Source organism: Pseudomonas sp. A-RE-19, assembly GCF_019956555.1.
GTDB lineage: Bacteria > Pseudomonadota > Gammaproteobacteria > Pseudomonadales > Pseudomonadaceae > Aquipseudomonas.
On record NZ_JAHBDQ010000023.1, the window covers coordinates 57026 to 75561 of the forward strand.

Annotated in this window: 16 protein-coding genes and 2 tRNA genes; 1 reads left to right on the top strand and 17 read right to left on the bottom strand. The window is 58.4% G+C overall.

The window, feature by feature from the left end; genetic code table 11:
• Positions 1 to 71: 71 nt before the first annotated feature.
• From truB to rlmE, 13 genes are all read right to left on the bottom strand, one after another.
• Positions 72 to 989 carry a tRNA pseudouridine(55) synthase TruB gene (truB, locus tag KGB14_RS16720; protein ID WP_223487879.1) on the bottom strand — a complete coding sequence of 306 codons (918 nt, stop codon included), beginning with the start codon at positions 987 to 989 and terminating at the stop codon, positions 72 to 74.
• 3 nt (positions 990 to 992) lie between these two features.
• Complete coding sequence (rbfA, locus tag KGB14_RS16725) at positions 993 to 1394, bottom strand: 30S ribosome-binding factor RbfA (RefSeq protein WP_007942872.1); 402 nt, start codon at positions 1392 to 1394, stop codon at positions 993 to 995.
• Between the two features lie 159 nt (positions 1395 to 1553).
• Positions 1554 to 4082 carry a translation initiation factor IF-2 gene (gene infB, locus KGB14_RS16730; RefSeq protein WP_223487880.1) on the bottom strand — a complete coding sequence of 843 codons (2529 nt, stop codon included), beginning with the start codon at positions 4080 to 4082 and terminating at the stop codon, positions 1554 to 1556.
• A gap of 27 nt (positions 4083 to 4109) precedes the next feature.
• Positions 4110 to 5591 (bottom strand): transcription termination factor NusA, encoded by a 1482-nt coding sequence (gene nusA, locus KGB14_RS16735; protein WP_007900474.1) that lies wholly within the window; start codon positions 5589 to 5591, stop codon positions 4110 to 4112.
• Between the two features lie 47 nt (positions 5592 to 5638).
• Positions 5639 to 6097 (bottom strand): ribosome maturation factor RimP, encoded by a 459-nt coding sequence (rimP, locus tag KGB14_RS16740; protein ID WP_010463487.1) that lies wholly within the window; start codon positions 6095 to 6097, stop codon positions 5639 to 5641.
• Positions 6098 to 6235: 138 nt separating this feature from the next.
• Positions 6236 to 6312 (bottom strand) — tRNA-Met (locus KGB14_RS16745).
• Between the two features lie 96 nt (positions 6313 to 6408).
• Positions 6409 to 6494 (bottom strand) — tRNA-Leu (locus KGB14_RS16750).
• A gap of 22 nt (positions 6495 to 6516) precedes the next feature.
• Entirely contained in the window at positions 6517 to 6900 is a 384-nt protein-coding gene (gene secG, locus KGB14_RS16755; RefSeq protein WP_201194393.1) for a preprotein translocase subunit SecG, read from the bottom strand.
• A gap of 4 nt (positions 6901 to 6904) precedes the next feature.
• A complete protein-coding gene (gene tpiA / locus KGB14_RS16760) occupies positions 6905 to 7660 on the bottom strand; it encodes a triose-phosphate isomerase (protein ID WP_223487881.1) in 756 nt (251 codons plus the stop codon).
• A 66-nt stretch (positions 7661 to 7726) separates the two neighbouring features.
• Positions 7727 to 9064 (bottom strand): phosphoglucosamine mutase, encoded by a 1338-nt coding sequence (gene glmM / locus KGB14_RS16765; protein WP_223487882.1) that lies wholly within the window; start codon positions 9062 to 9064, stop codon positions 7727 to 7729.
• Positions 9065 to 9080: 16 nt separating this feature from the next.
• On the bottom strand, positions 9081 to 9932 hold the full coding sequence (gene folP, locus KGB14_RS16770; protein ID WP_223487883.1) for a dihydropteroate synthase: 852 nt from the start codon (positions 9930 to 9932) through the stop codon (positions 9081 to 9083).
• Positions 9933 to 9940: 8 nt separating this feature from the next.
• The gene (gene ftsH, locus KGB14_RS16775) at positions 9941 to 11851 is read right to left on the bottom strand and encodes an ATP-dependent zinc metalloprotease FtsH (protein ID WP_223487884.1); all 1911 of its coding nucleotides are present in this window, start codon (positions 11849 to 11851) and stop codon (positions 9941 to 9943) included.
• Positions 11852 to 12051: 200 nt separating this feature from the next.
• Positions 12052 to 12684 (bottom strand): 23S rRNA (uridine(2552)-2'-O)-methyltransferase RlmE, encoded by a 633-nt coding sequence (rlmE, locus tag KGB14_RS16780; RefSeq protein WP_201114939.1) that lies wholly within the window; start codon positions 12682 to 12684, stop codon positions 12052 to 12054.
• Between the two features lie 105 nt (positions 12685 to 12789).
• Here rlmE and KGB14_RS16785 point away from each other — a divergent pair, with 105 nt between their 5' ends.
• On the top strand, positions 12790 to 13098 hold the full coding sequence (locus KGB14_RS16785; protein WP_007900503.1) for a YhbY family RNA-binding protein: 309 nt from the start codon (positions 12790 to 12792) through the stop codon (positions 13096 to 13098).
• Here the strand turns inward: KGB14_RS16785 and KGB14_RS16790 are convergent.
• From KGB14_RS16790 to carA, 4 genes are all read right to left on the bottom strand, one after another.
• On the bottom strand, positions 13083 to 13511 hold the full coding sequence (locus tag KGB14_RS16790; RefSeq protein WP_223487901.1) for an MFS transporter: 429 nt from the start codon (positions 13509 to 13511) through the stop codon (positions 13083 to 13085). The genes KGB14_RS16785 and KGB14_RS16790 overlap by 16 nt on opposite strands.
• Before the next feature lie 28 nt (positions 13512 to 13539).
• Complete coding sequence (greA, locus tag KGB14_RS16795) at positions 13540 to 14016, bottom strand: transcription elongation factor GreA (RefSeq protein WP_223487885.1); 477 nt, start codon at positions 14014 to 14016, stop codon at positions 13540 to 13542.
• Entirely contained in the window at positions 14013 to 17234 is a 3222-nt protein-coding gene (gene carB, locus KGB14_RS16800; RefSeq protein WP_223487886.1) for a carbamoyl-phosphate synthase large subunit, read from the bottom strand. The genes greA and carB overlap by 4 nt, the downstream gene beginning before the upstream one ends.
• A 117-nt stretch (positions 17235 to 17351) precedes the next feature.
• A complete protein-coding gene (gene carA / locus KGB14_RS16805) occupies positions 17352 to 18488 on the bottom strand; it encodes a glutamine-hydrolyzing carbamoyl-phosphate synthase small subunit (RefSeq protein WP_223487887.1) in 1137 nt (378 codons plus the stop codon).
• Positions 18489 to 18536: the final 48 nt, after the last annotated feature.

The following is an 18536-nucleotide window of genomic DNA, read 5'->3' on the forward strand; positions in this document are numbered from 1 at the left end:
TATAAATGAGTAGTGACCGTGCCTGTTAACAGCCACACTCGCCAGCCTGCTGTTACACAGGCCGGTTCCGGTCATTCTGACCGAATCAGTCGACGTGGCGCGATGCGCCCGTCTTCGCTCACTTCACCGATACCGATGAAGCGACCGTTGTGATCCTGTACCCGTACCATGCCGAACTTCGGTGCATCCGGGGCGCGTACCGGTTGGCCGTTGAGCCAGTAGAACGCGCTGTGCTCCGAGAACTGCAACAGTGGCCAATCCAGCAGGCCGCTGTCCGATGGCATCAGGAAGCGATCAACCGCTTCGTTGCCGCCTTCGGCATGTACCGCTTCCAACTCTTCGAGCGTGACAGTCTGCGCCAGCGTGAAAGGCCCGGCCTGGGTACGTCGCAATTCAGCCACGTAAGCGCCACAACCGAGTTGCTCACCGATATCCTCCACCAGGGTGCGGATATAGGTGCCTTTGCTGCAATCCACCGCCAGCCGCGCAGTATCACCTTCAAAGGCCAGCAATTCCAAGCGCGCAATAGTAACAGAACGCGGTTCGCGCTCCACTACTTCGCCTGCACGGGCCAGCTTGTACAGCGGCTGCCCGTCACGCTTGAGCGCCGAGTACATAGGCGGTATCTGACTGATTTGACCGCGAAATTTCGGCAGCACAGCCTCGACATCGGCGCGACCAACGGTCACCGGGCGCTCCAGCAAAACTTCACCTTCGGCATCCGCCGTGGTGGTGGTCTTGCCCAGTTGCGCCAGAGTCTCGTAACCCTTGTCGGAATCGAGCAGGTATTGCGAGAACTTGGTGGCCTCGCCGAAGCACAACGGCAGCACGCCGGTGGCCAGCGGATCGAGACTGCCGGTGTGCCCGGCCTTTTCGGCATTGAGCAACCAGCGGACCTTCTGCAACGCCGCGTTGGAGGTGAACCCCAGCGGCTTGTCGAGCAGGATGATGCCGCTGACGTTACGACGGATACGTTTGACCTGAGCCACCGATTACTCCTTGGCGTCTTCGGGTTCAGCCGCTACCGGGTGCTGATTGTCTTCAGCCACCGCACGCTCGATCAGGGCCGACAGGTGCGCGCCACGCACGACGCTTTCGTCGTAATGGAAGTGCAACTGCGGAACGCTGCGCAACTTCATTTCGCGAGCCAGCTGCATACGCAGGAAACCGGCGGCCGAGTTGAGCACCTTGATGCTTTGCGCGATGTCTTCGGCGTTGTCCTGCCCCATCACGGTGATGAAGATCTTGGCGTGACCGACGTCACGGCTGACTTCAACAGCGGTAATGGTGACCAGGCCGACGCGCGGGTCTTTGACTTCACGACGGATCAGCTGTGCCAGCTCACGCTGCATCTGATCGCCGATACGTTGGGTACGGCTGTATTCTTTTGCCATGTCTTGTTACCTGTTACTGCCCCACGGTGAAACCCGAGGGGTCTGAAAGCGGCAAACGCCCGGCCTGACAAAAGCCAGACCGGGCGTTGCGTTTAGAGTCCGGACGTTGCGCCGCGCATCTGCATGCGGCGGCTCATCGTGGCCCTTGAAGTGCGCGAGTCAGAGGCTGCGAGCAACCTGAACCTTCTCGAAGACTTCGATCTTGTCACCGACTTTGACGTCGTTGTAGCTCTTCACGCCGATACCGCATTCCATGCCGGCACGTACTTCGGAAGCGTCATCCTTGAAGCGGCGCAGGGATTCCAGCTCGCCTTCGAAGATAACGATGTCTTCACGCAGTACACGGATTGGACGGTTACGGTGAACAACACCTTCGATAACCATGCAACCGGCGATCGCGCCAAACTTCGGCGAACGGAACACGTCACGCACTTCAGCGGTACCCAGGATGTTCTCGCGAACATCGCTGCCCAGCATACCGGTGAGGGCTTTCTTGACGTCTTCGATGATGTCGTAGATCACGTTGTAGTAACGCATATCCAGACCTTCCTGCTCGACGATCTTGCGAGCGCCGGCATCGGCACGCACGTTGAAGCCAAACAGTACAGCGTTGGAGGCCAGTGCCAGGTTGGCGTCGGACTCGGTGATACCACCGACACCGCCACCGACCACACGCACTTGCACTTCGTCGTTACCCAGGCCGTTCAAGGCACCGTTCAACGCTTCCAGCGAACCACGGACGTCGGATTTGAGGACGATGTTGAGCGTCTTCTTCTCTTCCTGACCCATGTTCTCGAAGATGTTTTCAAGCTTGCCAGCGTGAGCACGGGCCAGTTTGACTTCGCGGAACTTGCCTTGACGGAACAGAGCCACTTCACGGGCTTTCTTCTCGTCGGCAACTACGCTCATCTCGTCGCCAGCGTCCGGGGTACCGTCCAGGCCGAGGATCTCGACCGGGATGGATGGACCGGCTTCTTTAATTGGCTTGCCGTTCTCGTCGAGCATGGCGCGAACGCGGCCATAGTTCGAACCGACCAGCACCATGTCGCCTTGGCGCAGGGTACCGTCTTGAACCAGAACGGTAGCAACCGGGCCACGACCCTTGTCGAGACGCGATTCAACCACAACACCGCGACCTGGGGCCGAAGGAGTCGCTTTCAGTTCGAGAACTTCAGCTTGCAGCAGGACAGCTTCGAGCAACTCGTCCACGCCGGTACCGACTTTCGCCGAAACCGATACGAACGGGGTATCGCCGCCCCACTCTTCCGAGGTCACGCCGTGAACCGACAGTTCGCTGCGGATGCGATCGAGATCGGCGCCCGGCTTGTCGATTTTGTTCACGGCAACAACCAGCGGAACACCGGCAGCCTTGGCGTGCTGGACAGCTTCAACGGTCTGCGGCATTACGCCGTCGTCCGCTGCAACCACCAGGATCACGATGTCGGTCGCCTTGGCACCACGAGCACGCATCGCGGTGAACGCGGCGTGACCAGGGGTGTCGAGGAAAGTGACCATGCCACGATCAGTTTCAACGTGGTACGCACCGATGTGCTGGGTGATACCGCCGGCTTCGCCAGCCGCTACCTTGGCACGACGGATGTAGTCGAGCAGCGAGGTCTTACCGTGGTCAACGTGGCCCATTACGGTCACAACCGGTGCACGGGAGAACGCTTCACCTTCAAACTTCAGGGACTCGGCCAGGGAATCTTCCAGGGCAGTGTCGCTGACCAGGGTCACTTTGTGGCCCAGCTCTTCGGCAACCAGTTGGGCAGTTTCCTGATCCAGTACCTGGTTGATGGTCGCTGGAGTACCCAGTTTGAACATGAACTTGATGATTTCAGCTGCCTTGACCGACATCTGCTGGGCGAGATCGCCAACAGTGATGGTCTCGCCGATCTTCACTTCGCGCACTACAGGGCCGGTTGGGCTCTGGAAACCGTGAGCGTTGCGTTTCTTCAGCTTGGCCTTGCCGCGACCACCACGACGGAAGCCATCGCTTTCTTCGTCGGTAGTACGTGGGGCAACGCGTGGAGCAGGCGCTTTTTCCTTGACCGAAGCACGATGCGGAGCGTTTTTGCGCTCACCATCGCCACTGCCACGACGATTGCTATCGTCGGCGCGTGGTTTGTCCGGACGGCGCTGTTCGTTCTGCTTGTTGCGAACGTCAGCAGACGGTGCTGGTGCAGCAGCCACAACCGGTGCGCTTTCGCGTACTGGCTCGGCAACTGCAGCAGGTGCTGCAACAGCGTCGTTCGTAGCGGTTTGCGCAGCAGCAGGCTGGCGACGCGCTTCTTCTTCGGCGCGACGCTTGGCTTCTTCTTCAGCCTTCTGACGTGCAGCATTTTCTACTGCGCGACGTTCTTCCAGTTCGCGTTTGCGCTCGGCTTCGATTTCTTCCGGGCTGCGCTGAACGAAAACTTTCTTCTTGCGAACTTCAACACTGATGCTTTTGCTGCCAGCAACACGCAGGGTGCTGGTGGTTTTACGCTGCAGTGTAATCTTGCGTGGTTCTTCCACTTTCGCCTTGTGGCTGCTTTTCAAGTGAGTCAGCAAAGATTGCTTCTCACTGTCAGTCACATGTTCTTCGGCGGCGGTGTGCGGCAGACCTGCCTCACGCATCTGCTGCAACAGGCGCTCTACCGGTGTTTTGACCTCATCGGCCAGTTGTTTCACCGTGACTTGCGTCATGCACTTCTCTCCTCAGGCCGCGCCTAATTACTCGAACCAGTGGGCTCGGGCGGCCATGATCAACTTGCCGGCACGATCATCGTCAATGCCGTCGATGTCGAGCAGGTCGTCAATAGACTGCTCGGCCAGGTCTTCGCGGGTAATTACGCCGCGCACCGCCAGTTCCATCGCCAAATCCTTGTCCATACCCTCAAGCGAGAGCAGGTCTTCGGCCGGATGGGCGTCTGCCAGCTTTTCCTCAGTAGCGATGGCTTTGGTCAACAAACGATCCTTGGCGCGAGCGCGAAGCTCGTTGACGGTTTCTTCGTCAAAGCCGTCGATGTTGAGCATTTCTTCCAACGGTACGTAGGCAATCTCTTCCAGGCTGGTGAAGCCTTCATCTACCAGCACCTGTGCCAGGTCTTCGTCGACTTCCAGCTCGTCGATGAAGTTGCGCAGGATGTCGCCGGTTTCTGCTTGCTGCTTAGCCTGGATGTCCGATTCGGTCATCACGTTCAGGGTCCAGCCAGTCAACTGGCTAGCCAGACGCACGTTCTGACCACCGCGACCGATGGCCTGAGCCAGATTGTCTGCGCCAACGGCGATGTCCATTGCATGGGCATCTTCGTCAACGATAATTGCCGCCACTTCAGCCGGCGACATTGCATTGATCACGAACTGAGCCGGGTTATCGTCCCACAGGACGATGTCCACACGCTCACCGCCCAACTCGCCGGACACTGCCTGGACGCGCGAACCGCGCATACCGATGCAAGCGCCTTGCGGATCAATGCGTTTGTCCTTGGAGCGGACCGCGATCTTGGCGCGCGAACCCGGGTCGCGGGACGCAGCCATTACTTCGATCAGGCCTTCGGCGATTTCCGGCACTTCGATGCGGAACAACTCGATCAGCATTTCCGGCGCGGTACGCGACAGGATCAGCTGCGGGCCGCGGTTCTCGGTGCGGATTTCCTTGAGCAGCGCACGCAGACGCACGCCAACCCGGAAAGTTTCGCGAGAGATGATGTCTTCACGGGCCAGCAACGCTTCAGCGTTGTTGCCCAGATCGACGATCACGTTGTCGCGGGTGACTTTCTTCACGGTGCCGGAGATGATTTCTCCCAGGCGCTCGCGATAGGCGTCAACGACTTGAGCACGCTCGGCTTCGCGAACTTTCTGCACGATGACTTGCTTGGCAGTCTGTGCAGCAATGCGGCCGAACTCGATGGATTCGATCTTTTCTTCGACAACGTCACCGACCTTGGCGCCAGGATGCGTTTCGGCAACCTTGCTCGGCCAGGTTTCGATGGCCGGATCGTCCAGGTCTGCTTCTTCGACGACCGTCCAGCGACGGAATGTCTCGTAAGCACCGGTGTGGCGATTGATTTCCACACGCAGATCGACTTCGTCCTCGAAACGCTTTTTGGTAGCAGTGGCCAGAGCCAGCTCCAGCGCTTCAAAAATTACGTTTGCCGGTACGCCCTTTTCATTGGATACCGACTCAACAACCAGCAGTACTTCTTTGCTCATCGTACGCCTCGCCTTTCGCAAGCCATTGGATCCGCGGGATCCGCGTCTCAGTCAAAACTGGGAATAATGTTGGCCTTGTCGATCATATCGATCGGCAACAGGAACTCATGGTCTTCAACCTGCACCACGACGTCCTGCTCTTCTACACCGCGCAGAAGGCCCTGAAAGTTGCGTCGGCCTTCAAAAGGCGAGCGCAGCTTGATCTTCACTTGTTCACCGGCAAATTTTGCAAACTGCTCAATAGTGAACAGTGGGCGTTCCATGCCAGGCGAGGAAACTTCAAGGGTATATTCAACAGCGATAGGATCTTCAACATCCAGTACACCGCTGATCTGGCGGCTGACGATGGCACAATCGTCCACCAGCACACCGCCCTCTTTATCGATATAAACGCGCAACATTGAGTGGCGACCTTGAGCCGAAAACTCAATACCCCAGCATTCATAGCCTAGGGCCACGACCACCGGGGCCAGCAAGGCCTGCAACTCTTCTAGCTTGCTCGACACCTGAACCCCCTCGTGCATGTATGTGCATGCTGTGCAAAATAAAAAAATGGGCGAAACGCCCATCCTTGAAACGCCGTCGAATAGCGGCGTAGAAAGTGTCCAGCTAACAAAAAGCCCCTTAAAAGGGGCTCCTTAAACTGGTTGCGGGGGCCGGATTTGAACCGACGACCTTCGGGTTATGAGCCCGACGAGCTACCAGACTGCTCCACCCCGCGACAAAGCTGGGGCGGAAGTATACGACCGATCCCTGACAGGGTCAATGTAACCTTCCACCTACAAGAAAGCCCGCAACAGCGGGCTCTCCTGATAATTGGTACCGAGAAGGGGACTCGAACCCCTACACCCTATGGGCACAACCACCTCAAGGTTGCGTGTCTACCAATTCCACCACCTCGGCAATACTACGTTTGAAACTCTTCTTACTTCTGCTCTTGAGCTGGAGGCACGTCAGTCGCTGGAGTAGCCGACTTTTGCTCTTGAAGCACCGGGACATCATCAGAAGCCGGTTTTTGCTTTGGAACTTCCAACACTGCTGGATTTGGCAAACCTACTTGAGTCAGCTGATGAGCCTTCTCTTTAGCAAAGTAACCTAACCCCAAGCTGGTTATGAAGAAACCGGCGGCAAGTATAGCAGTAAACTTACTAAGAAAGGTAGAGGAACCTTGGCTTCCGAACACAGTATTTGAAGCACCTGCTCCGAAAGACGCGCCAGCATCCGCACCCTTACCCTGCTGCAGCAAAACCAGAGCAACTACGCCCAATGCACCCAGCAGATGAAAAACGACTACGACTGTTTCCAGCATTTTTTCAGTTTCCCGCGGCGCGACAAATCGCACCGAACTCATCTGCATTCAGGGAAGCTCCACCAATGAGCCCCCCATCGATATCCGGCATGCCGAACAGTTCGACCGCATTGGCCGCCTTCACGCTGCCGCCGTATAGAAGCCGCACACCTTGTGCGACTTCAGAATTCTCTGCCGCCAACTGAGCGCGAATGGCTGCGTGCACATCCTGCGCCTGTTGCGGCGAAGCAGTCAGCCCGGTGCCAATGGCCCAGACCGGCTCGTAAGCGATTACTGCCTTTGCAAAGACACCAACACCCAGCTCCTCGATGATGCTGCCCAGCTGACGCCCGACAACCTCAAGAGTTTTCCCGGCTTCACGCTGCTCAAGGGTTTCCCCTATACACAACACCGGAATCAAGCCACATGCCTGTGCCGCTGCGAACTTGCGAATCAGCATTCCGTCCTGCTCGCCCATGATCTGGCGGCGCTCGGAGTGCCCGACAAGCACCAGGGAACAACCTGCATCCTCCAACTGACTCGGCGCAACCTCACCGGTCAATGCACCTTGCATGGATTCCACCGCAGAGTTCTGCGCGCCGACCGAAATCGACTTACCTTCCAAGCCATCAATCACTTGATTGATATACAAGCAAGGCGGGAATACCGCGACATCAACACCGCTCGGCAAGGCCAGATGACGAAGGCCGTTGATCAGCTCAGCGACGCTGGCGCGGGTACCGTGCATCTTCCAGTTACCAGCTACCATAGGGCGACGCATGCTGTACCTCGTCGGTCAAAGTGGGCGCAGATGTTACCCAACACAATCATGGCTGGCAAGCCGAAATCAGGCAGAAACTTCAGTTACCAGTTTTGCCAGCTCTTCGGCGTAACCGCGAACCTGCATTTCGTCCTCGCCCTCGACCATGACTCGTACCAGCGGCTCTGTCCCGGACTTGCGCAACAGCACGCGCCCACGACCGGCCATCGCCTGGGTGACACGGTCACTGGCCGCTTTGACTGTCGGATGCTCGAGCGGGCTCGCACCACCGCCAAACCGCACATTGATCAGCACCTGAGGACACTTGCGCAGCGCCTGACGAGACTGAGCCAGGCCTTCCGAGCGCGTTTTCAGCGCCATCAGCACCTGCAGCGCAGCAATGATCGCATCACCGGTGGTGGTATGACTGAAGCAGACAATGTGCCCCGAGTTTTCACCTCCCACCTGCCAATCGCGCTCCAGCAACTCGGAGATTACGTAGCGGTCGCCAACATTGGCGCGCACAAAAGGAATCGCCAGATCCGCCAGGGCCAATTCCAGCCCCAGGTTACTCATCAGCGTGCCGACCACGCCGCCCTGCAACTTGCCGCGCTCATGCAGATCACGAGCGATGATGAACAGCAACTCATCGCCGTCGACGACAGCACCGGTGTGATCGACCATCTGGACTCGATCACCATCACCATCAAAGGCGATGCCCAAATCAGCGTACTCAGCCAATACGGCGGCTTGCAACGGCCCCATATGAGTCGAGCCGCAATTTTCATTGATGTTCAGGCCATTTGGATGAGCCGAAAGCACAACGACATCGGCCCCCAACTCACGGAACACACTAGGCGCCACTTTATAGGTCGCACCGTGGGCGCAGTCGATCACGATCTTCAGGCCGGCAAAACTGGTGCCGGTCGGAACGCTGCTCTTACAGAATTCGATATAACGGCCCGAGGCGTCGTTGATTCGCGATACCTTGCCGATCTTGCTCGATTCAACCACGGTCATCGGGGTATCGAGCAGCTCTTCGATCATCAGCTCGACTTCGTCCGGGAGCTTGGTGCCCCTTCCGGAGAAAAACTTGATGCCGTTATCGTCATGAGGATTGTGCGACGCACTGATCACGATGCCCGCTTCGGCATGAAAGGTACGTGTCAGATAGGCGATAGCCGGCGTCGGCATCGGCCCCAGAAGCATTACGTCAGCACCTGCCGATGTGAGCCCGGCCTCAAGCGCCGACTCGAACATGTAACCGGAGATTCGGGTGTCCTTGCCCACGAGCACCTTGCAGGCCCCCATGCTGCGGAACGCCATGCCTGCAGCCCAGCCAAGCTTGAGCATGAAGTCAGGAGTAATCGGGTATTGACCGACCCGACCACGAATGCCGTCGGTGCCAAAATATTTCTTGCTCATAAGTACTCCATCATTCTTATTCGGCTGATTCTACAGCAGCGATCATCCGCACCACGTCGACCGTTTCGGCCACATCGTGGACGCGCAATATACGCGCGCCCTTGACCAAAGCCAGCGCCGCCAGCGCCAGACCGCCATGCAGGCGCTCTCCCACCGGCCGATTCAAGGCCTGCCCGATCATGCTCTTTCGCGATACCCCGACCAACAGGGGCCGCCCCAAGGCATGAAGGGCCTCCATGTGCTTGAACAAGCTCAGGTTGTGCTGCAAGTTTTTCGCAAAACCGAAGCCCGGATCGAGGATGATCCGCTCTGCGGGGATACCCACCGACGCACACTGGACCATGCGTTCGGCGAGAAACTCGCCGACCTCTTTCGTAACATCCTGATAATGCGGATCGTCCTGCATGTCGCCCGGCTCGCCGAGCATATGCATCAGGCACACCGGCAAGCCGGTGGCCGCTGCTGCATCCAGGGCTCCGTCTCGGCGCAACGAACGCACGTCATTGATCAACCCCGCTCCCAGCCTTGCAGTTTCACGCATGACCGCCGGCGTGGAGGTATCGACCGAGATAATCACATCGAGTTCACGATGAATGCGCTCGACGATGGGCGCTACACGCTCCAGCTCCTCAAGTGGCGAAACCGCCCTGGCGCCGGGCCGGGTCGATTCGCCACCGACGTCGATCAGCGTTGCGCCGGCCACCACCATCGCCTCGGCGTGACGCAGGGCCGCATCCAGCTGACTGTATCGGCCGCCATCAGAAAAGGAGTCGGGAGTGACATTGAGAATACCCATGACATGCGCCTGGGCCAAATCAAGAACCCGGTTGCCGCAAGGCAACCGGGTTGAGGACTGAACAAAAGTCATTTCAAGCCTTATAAGTCAGCAGCCGGGCCACCGATGGGGGTTTCCGGACGCCCATTCTGCACCGCCGGAGGCGTACCGGATGTATCGCTGCCGCCAGACCAGTCACGAGGTTCGCGAGGTGAGCGACCCGCCATGATGTCATCGATCTGATCGGCATCGATCGTCTCGTACTTCATCAAGGCATCCGCCATGGCGTCAAGCTTGTCACGGTTATCTGTGAGGATCTGCTTGGCCGTGCCATAGCACTGGTCAATGATGCTGCGCACCTCGGAGTCGATCAGCTTGGCTGTCTCGCCAGAGAAGCTGGCATGCTGACCACTACCGCCACGACCGAGGAACACTTCGCCCTCTTCTTCGGCGTACATCAACGGACCGAGTTTTTCCGACAACCCCCACTTGGTCACCATGTTCCGTGCAATCTGGCTGGCACGCATGATGTCGTTGGACGCACCCGTGGTGACGCCGTCGAAACCCAGGGTCATCTCTTCAGCGATACGACCGCCGTACAGCGAGCAGATCTGGCTGATCAACGCACGCTTGGACAGGCTGTAGCGATCTTCTTCAGGCAGGAACATGGTCACGCCAAGTGCGCGACCGCGCGGAATGATCGACACCTTGTAGACCGGATCATGCTCAGGCACGACGCGACCGACGATAGCGTGGCCCGCTTCATGGTAAGCGGTGTTCTGCTTCTCTTTCTCGGACATGACCATGGATTTGCGCTCAGCGCCCATCATGATCTTGTCCTTGGCCAGTTCGAACTCTTTCATCTCGACGATGCGCTTGCCCGTACGGGCTGCGAACAGCGAAGCCTCGTTTACCAGGTTAGCCAGGTCGGCACCCGAAAAACCAGGTGTACCACGGGCGATCACGGCTGGGGCGACGTCGTCACCCATTGGCACTTTGCGCATGTGGACTTTGAGAATCTGCTCACGACCACGGATATCCGGCAGACCGACCACGACCTGACGGTCGAAACGACCCGGACGCAGTAACGCAGGGTCCAGTACATCGGGACGGTTGGTCGCAGCAATGACGATAATGCCGTCATTCATTTCGAAACCGTCCATTTCCACCAGCAACTGGTTGAGCGTCTGTTCGCGCTCATCGTGACCGCCACCCATGCCGGCACCACGATGGCGACCGACGGCGTCGATTTCATCGATGAAAATGATGCATGGCGCGTGTTTCTTGGCCTGCTCGAACATGTCACGAACACGGCTGGCACCGACACCGACGAACATTTCGACGAAATCGGAACCGGAAATGGTGAAAAACGGCACTTTGGCTTCGCCGGCAATCGCCTTGGCGATCAAGGTTTTACCGGTACCTGGAGGACCGACCATCAGCACGCCACGAGGAATGCGACCGCCCAAACGCTGGAACTTGCCCGGATCACGCAGGAACTCGACCAGCTCGCCAACTTCTTCCTTGGCTTCGTCGCAACCGGCAACATCAGCCAGAGTGGTTTTCACCTGATCTTCGGAGAGCAGGCGCGCCTTGCTCTTGCCGAAGCTCATCGGCCCGCCCTTGCCACCCGCACCGCCCTGCATCTGCCGCATGAAGAACATGAAGACGGCGATGATCACCAGGATCGGGAAGCTTGCGACCAGGAGTTGAGTCCAGATGCTTTGCTGCTCAGGCTGTTTGCCTTCGACCACGACGTGGTTATCCACGAGGTCGCCGATCAGACCGTTGTCCTGGATTGCCGGACGAATGGTCTTGAAGCTGTCGCCATCGTTGCGCTTGCCGGTAATCACGTAGCCATCAACCGCTACGCGCTCGACCTTGCCATCCTTGACCTGCTGGATGAAGTCGGAATAGTTGAGGGTCTGCGGCTCGTTAGGGCTGGAGAAGTTGTTCATCACCGTCACCAGGACAGCCGCGATGATCAACCACAGGATCAGATTCTTTGCCATATCGTTCAATTAACTACCCTCTGAAGCAAGCTCCGCTAATGGCGCGCGCTTCGCATGATATTCACCGGCCTAACTTACTACATTACCTACGGCTCTGGCAGGCGCCGTCTGTAACCCTTTGTGAAACACTTTCTACACAATATTCGCTAATGCTCACGGGGCGAAATACGAAAAACCTATCACCCCGGTCGAAAAACCTCTTACTCCTCGCTGCGACCACGGAAACCACGGCCCAGCAAGTACTGCTCACGGGAACGATCGCGCGACGATTTCGGCTTGCGCGTCGTGACCTTTTCGAACTGCTTGCGCACGCTCTTATGGTATTCGTCGAAACCTTCACCCTGGAAGATTTTGATCAAAAAATCACCACCCGGCTTCAGCACCCGAGTCGCAAGATCCAGCGCCAACTCGCACAGGAACATCGATCTCGGCATATCAACAGATGCCAGTCCACTCATATTGGGGGCCATATCGGAAATCACAAGGTCTACTTCCTTATTTCCGACCGCCTCAAGGATCTGTGCCAGCACGGCGTCCTCGGTGAAGTCGCCCTGAATGAAGGTCACATCGGGGATGCTGTCCATTTCCAGGATGTCGGAAGCGATCAGCGTGCCTTGCCCACCAATCAGACGACTGGTCACCTGGGACCAGCCACCCGGGGCGGCGCCCAGGTCGATCACGCTCATGCCCGGACGGATCAAACGATCCCTTTCCTGAATCTCCAGCAGCTTGTAGCTGGCACGGGAGCGATACCCGTCTTTTTGCGCCATTTTCACGAATGGGTCGTTGAAATGCTCTTGCAGCCATTTAAGACTTGTCTTGGAACGGGCCACGGGCCACCTCGAAAATAAAACGGGTCGTGATTAACTGGGCGGTCCCGGACTCGCTCGGGTAAACTGGCCGCCGCTTTTTACAAGATCAGACGCAGGGGTCAGATTATGCCGCTCACTCAAGAGCAGAAGAAACAGTACAAATCCATTGGCCACCATCTGAAACCAGTTTTGATTGTGGCTGACAACGGTTTGACTGAAGGTGTGTTAGCCGAACTTGAACGCGCGCTGGCGGATCACGAGCTGATCAAAATCAAGCTCAACATCCTCGATCGCGAATCGCGCCTGGCGGCCATTGCAGAACTGTGCAAGGCCGGCAAAGCGGATCTGGTTCAGGTCATCGGCAAGATGGCACTGATTTACCGCAAGAACTTCAGCGTCAACAAGCAACTGTCGAACGTTCATCGCTTCAAGTGATGGCAAGGATCAGGGTGTGCTTCGCGCGCCCTGACACCCCATCCGGGCACCGGCTGCATCACCAGCACCAACCCGGAAAATCCCAGGACAAGATAGCTGAACAGCTGCCAATGTACCGCCTCCGGCCAACCGAAGCGCACAGCGAAATACATCGCACACGCGTACAACGCCATCAGCAGCAGCTGCCCGCGAATATCCCGCCATAGACTGGCAAGGCTCTCGGCCTGAACCAGCACCAAAACCTGAAAAATCACGCACACCGTGGCGAATCCCACCATCAGCGCATTCAGCGTGCCTGCGATTTCGTCGATCAGCAGCGGTGCCAGGCCTATTCGCCCCAGCACCGGCAGCAGACCGATGTGCAACAACCACACGCCGCCAACCCACAACATTTGGGTTAGCTGCCAAAGCATGGCGCCCGCACGTAGCGGGCGCCTTCTTTCAGATGTGGCGAACTTCGACAATCTCATACTCGATAACGCCACCTGGCGTTTTCACGGCGACCACATCACCCTCTTCCTTGGCAATCAAGGCGCGGGCCAATGGCGAACCCACCGAAATCTTGCCGAGTTTGAAGTCAGCCTCATCCTCACCCACGATGTGGTAAGTGACGCTTTCATCCGTCTCGACGTTGGCGATTTCAACGGTGGTGCCGAAAATCACTTTGCCGGTGTGAGGAATAGTCGTGACATCGATGATCACCGCGTTCTGCATGCGGCCTTCGATGTCGCGGATCCGCGCCTCGACCATACCCTGCTGCTCGCGAGCAGCGTGGTATTCGGCGTTTTCTTTCAAGTCACCCAACTCGCGGGCCGTACCGATGTCCTGGCTGAGCTTCGGACGGACGACCTTGGTCAGGTGAGCGTGTTCTTCTTCCAGGGCTTTCGCGCCCTGAACGGTCATTGGGTATTTGATCATGCCTTCAATCCTGCGTGTAGATCCTGCAAGCGGCGCACGGTCTTCTCGGGACCGAACTTCAACGCTTCGCAGATAGCTTCGCCAGCAGCAATGGTAGTGGTGCAGTAGATCTTGTGCTGCAGGGCATTACGACGAATGGAGTAGGAATCAGCAATCGACTGACGACCTTCAGTGGTGTTGATGATCAGGGTGACTTCGTCATTCTTGATCATGTCGACCACGTGAGGACGACCTTCGGTCACCTTGTTCACACGACGCACTTTCAGGCCTGCGGCTTCGATCAGCTTGGCAGTACCGGCAGTGGCGACCACTTCGAAGCCCAAGTTGATCAGATCACGGGCCACGCCTGCAACCAGCGGCTTGTCATCGTCACGCACGCTGATGAACGCGGTACCGCCAGTCGGCAACACTTCGCTGGCACCCATCTGGGCTTTGGCAAAGGCTTCGCCGAAGGTGTCGCCCACGCCCATCACTTCACCGGTGGACTTCATCTCTGGGCCCAGGATCGGGTCCACGCCAGGGAATTTGGCGAATGGGAACACCGCCTCTTTCACGCTGTAGAAGTTCGGAATGATTTCTTTGGTGAAGCCGATTTCCTTCAGGGTTTTGCCGGCCATCACGCGAGCCGCGATCATCGCCAGGGAAACACCGATGCACTTGGAGACGAACGGTACGGTACGGGAAGCGCGCGGGTTGACTTCGATGACGTAGATGTCTTCGCCTTGCAGCGCCAACTGAACGTTCATCAGGCCGACCACGCCCAGTTCCAGGGCCATTTTCTTGACCTGTTCGCGCATCTCGTCCTGGATATGCGCAGGCAGCGAGTACGGCGGCAGGGAGCACGCGGAGTCACCGGAGTGAACGCCGGCCTGCTCGATGTGCTGCATGATCGCGCCGATCACCACGTCGGTGCCGTCGCAGACCGCATCCACGTCCATTTCGATCGCGCAGTTGAGGAAGTGGTCGAGCAGCACCGGGCTGTCGTTCGACACTTTCACCGCATCACGCAGGTAGCGCTTGAGCTCTTCTTCTTCGTAGACGATTTCCATCGCACGGCCGCCCAGTACGTAGGACGGACGCACCACCAGCGGGTAACCGATCTTGGCGGCGGCACGAATCGCTTCGTCTTCGCTGCGCACGGTGGCGTTTGGCGGCTGACGCAGGTTCAGACGCTCAACCATCTGCTGGAAGCGCTCACGGTCTTCGGCGCGGTCGATGGCGTCAGGGCTGGTGCCGATGATCGGCACGCCGGCTTCTTCAAGGGCGCGAGCCAGTTTCAACGGAGTCTGGCCGCCGTACTGGACGATCACGCCTTTTGGCTTCTCGACGCGGACGATTTCCAGTACGTCTTCCAGGGTCACTGGTTCGAAGTACAGGCGATCGGAGGTGTCGTAGTCGGTGGAAACGGTTTCCGGGTTGCAGTTGACCATGATGGTCTCGTAACCGTCTTCGCGCAGGGCCAGTGCCGCGTGTACGCAGCAGTAGTCGAACTCGATGCCCTGGCCGATACGGTTTGGACCGCCGCCGAGGATCATGATCTTGTCGCGGCCCGATGGCGCTGCTTCGCACTCTTCCTCGTATGTCGAGTAGAGGTAGGCGGTGTCGGTGGCGAACTCGGCCGCGCAGGTGTCAACGCGCTTGTAGACCGGGTAAACCTCGAGCTTGTGACGGTGGCGACGCAGGGCCTTCTCGGTCACGCCCAGCAGCTTGGCCAGACGCATGTCGGAGAAGCCCTTGCGCTTGAGGCGGAACATCATGTCGCGGTCGATGCTGGCCAGACCCAGGGTCTTGACCTTCTCTTCGTCCTTGATCAGGTCTTCGATCTGCACCAGGAACCACGGGTCGATCATGTTCATGCCGAAGATGTCTTCGACCGACAGACCGGCGCGGAACGCGTCAGCGACGTACCAGATACGCTCGGCGCCCGGCACGGTCAGTTCGCGCTTGAGGATGCTCATGCTTTCCGGGTTGCTCAGATCGAGCTTCTCGTCCAGGCCGCAAACGCCCACTTCCAGGCCGCGCAGGGCTTTCTGCAGGGATTCCTGGAAGGTCCGGCCGATGGCCATGACTTCACCGACCGACTTCATTTGAGTGGTCAGGCGTGCGTCGGCTTTCGGGAATTTCTCGAAGGCGAAGCGTGGCAGCTTGGTGACGACGTAGTCGATGGACGGCTCGAAGGACGCCGGGGTCTTGCCACCGGTGATGTCGTTCGACAGCTCGTCGAGGGTGTAGCCGACGGCCAGTTTCGCCGCGACCTTGGCGATCGGGAAGCCGGTGGCTTTCGACGCCAGGGCCGAAGAACGGGATACCCGCGGGTTCATCTCGATCACGACCATGCGGCCAGTGTCCGGGCAGATACCGAACTGGACGTTGGAGCCGCCGGTTTCCACGCCGATCTCGCGCAATACCGCCAGGGAGGCGTTACGCAGGATCTGGTATTCCTTGTCGGTCAGGGTCTGTGCTGGCGCAACAGTGATCGAGTCACCGGTGTGCACGCCCATCGGGTCAAAGTTTTCGATGGAGCAGACGATGATGCAGTTGTCCTTTTTATCGCGGACAACCTCCATCTCGTACTCTTTCCAGCCGATCAGGGATTCGTCGATCAGCAGCTCTTTGGTCGGCGACAGGTCCAGACCGCGGGCGCAGATTTCTTCGAACTCTTCACGGTTGTAAGCGATACCGCCACCCGTGCCGCCCATGGTGAAGGACGGACGAATGATGCACGGGAAGCCCAGACGCTCGAGAACCGCGTTGGCCTCTTCCATGCTGTGGGCGATACCCGAACGCGGGCAGTCCAGGCCGATGGATTTCATCGCCTTGTCGAAGCGCGAACGGTCTTCGGCCTTGTCGATGGTGTCAGCGTTGGCACCGATCATTTCTACGCCGAACTTCTCCAGAACGCCTTCGCGCTCCAGGTCCAGGGCGCAGTTCAGAGCGGTCTGGCCGCCCATGGTTGGCAGCAGCGCGTCCGGGCGTTCTTTTTCGATGATCTTGGCAACGGTCTGCCACTTGATCGGCTCGATGTAAGTGGCGTCGGCCATGGCCGGGTCGGTCATGATGGTCGCCGGGTTGGAGTTCACCAGGATGACGCGGTAACCCTCCTCGCGCAGGGCTTTGCAGGCCTGGGCGCCGGAGTAGTCGAATTCGCAGGCCTGGCCGATCACGATCGGGCCAGCGCCGAGAATCAGGATGCTTTTAATGTCTGTACGTTTTGGCATGGGTTGTCACTCAAATCCGCAGGTCAGTCGGCAAGCCGTCTTGTTCAATCTCTGAAGCCTTGAGGGGGCCGCCGGTTTCGGGACCGCCCTCAGGCTTCGCTACATCAGGGCGAGCGATTAGCGTCGCTTGGCCATTTCGTTGATGAAGCGATCAAACAGTGGCGCTACGTCGTTCGGGCCAGGGCTGGCTTCAGGGTGACCCTGGAAGCTGAAGGCGCTCTTGTCGGTACGCTCGATGCCTTGCAAGGTGCCATCGAACAGCGATTTGTGGGTCGCCCGGACGTTGGCTGGCAAGGTCGCTTCGTCTACCGCAAAACCGTGGTTCTGGCTGGTGATCATCACTACACCGGTATCCAGATCCTGGACCGGGTGGTTGGCACCGTGGTGGCCATGACCCATTTTCAGGGTCTTGGCGCCGGAAGCCAAAGCCAGCAGCTGGTGGCCGAGACAGATACCGAATACCGGAATCTCGGTTTCCAGCACGTCCTTGATGGCCTGGATCGCGTAGTCGCAAGGCTCAGGGTCACCCGGGCCGTTGGACAGGAACACGCCGTCCGGCTTCAGTGCCAGCGCTTCGGCGGCCGGAGTCTGAGCAGGCACCACGGTCACGCGGCAACCGCGCTCGACCAGCATGCGCAGGATGTTCAGCTTGACGCCGTAGTCGTAGGCCACCACGTGGTACGGCAACTCGGAGGCTTCGATGGTTGCGTGGCTGTCGGTTTTCAGATCCCAGACAGTCGAGCGCCATTCGTACTTCTCTTTGGTGCTGACGACTTTTGCCAGGTCCATGCCTTTGAGGCCAGGGAAGCCCCGAGCGGCGGCGATGGCGGCTTCTTCGGAGATGTTGTCACCGGCCATGATGCAGCCGTTCTGTGCGCCTTTCTCACGCAGGATGCGTGTCAGGCGGCGGGTGTCGATACCGGCGATTGCCACCACATTGTTGGCTTTCAGGTAATCGGACAGTGACATCGTGTTGCGCCAGTTGCTCGCAACCAGCGGCAGGTCACGAATGACCAGGCCAGCGGACCAGACGCGGTCGGACTCGGCGTCTTCCGGCGTGGTGCCGGTGTTGCCGATGTGCGGGTAAGTCAGGGTAACGATCTGTTGGGCGTAGGAAGGATCGGTAAGGATTTCCTGATAGCCGGTCATTGCGGTGTTGAACACCACCTCACCAACGGTTTGACCGTCGGCTCCAATGGCTTCGCCGCGAAAAATGCTGCCATCAGCAAGGGCGAGTATGGCTGGCTTAGTCAAGAAGACCTCCCGTAAATAAAGCCTGAAAGGGCGATCGCAGGTTGTAAA

Coding starts and splice junctions, on each gene's coding strand:
- infB (WP_223487880.1), bottom strand. CDS start 4,082: ATGACGCAAGTCACGGTGAAACAACTGGCCGATGAGGTCAAAACACCG.
- glmM (WP_223487882.1), bottom strand. CDS start 9,064: ATGAGCAAGAAATATTTTGGCACCGACGGCATTCGTGGTCGGGTCGGT.
- KGB14_RS16785 (WP_007900503.1), top strand. CDS start 12,790: ATGCCGCTCACTCAAGAGCAGAAGAAACAGTACAAATCCATTGGCCAC.
- carB (WP_223487886.1), bottom strand. CDS start 17,234: ATGCCAAAACGTACAGACATTAAAAGCATCCTGATTCTCGGCGCTGGC.
- nusA (WP_007900474.1), bottom strand. CDS start 5,591: ATGAGCAAAGAAGTACTGCTGGTTGTTGAGTCGGTATCCAATGAAAAG.
- folP (WP_223487883.1), bottom strand. CDS start 9,932: ATGACTTTTGTTCAGTCCTCAACCCGGTTGCCTTGCGGCAACCGGGTT.
- greA (WP_223487885.1), bottom strand. CDS start 14,016: ATGATCAAATACCCAATGACCGTTCAGGGCGCGAAAGCCCTGGAAGAA.
- KGB14_RS16790 (WP_223487901.1), bottom strand. CDS start 13,511: ATGCTTTGGCAGCTAACCCAAATGTTGTGGGTTGGCGGCGTGTGGTTG.
- rbfA (WP_007942872.1), bottom strand. CDS start 1,394: ATGGCAAAAGAATACAGCCGTACCCAACGTATCGGCGATCAGATGCAG.
- tpiA (WP_223487881.1), bottom strand. CDS start 7,660: ATGCGTCGCCCTATGGTAGCTGGTAACTGGAAGATGCACGGTACCCGC.
- ftsH (WP_223487884.1), bottom strand. CDS start 11,851: ATGGCAAAGAATCTGATCCTGTGGTTGATCATCGCGGCTGTCCTGGTG.
- secG (WP_201194393.1), bottom strand. CDS start 6,900: ATGCTGGAAACAGTCGTAGTCGTTTTTCATCTGCTGGGTGCATTGGGC.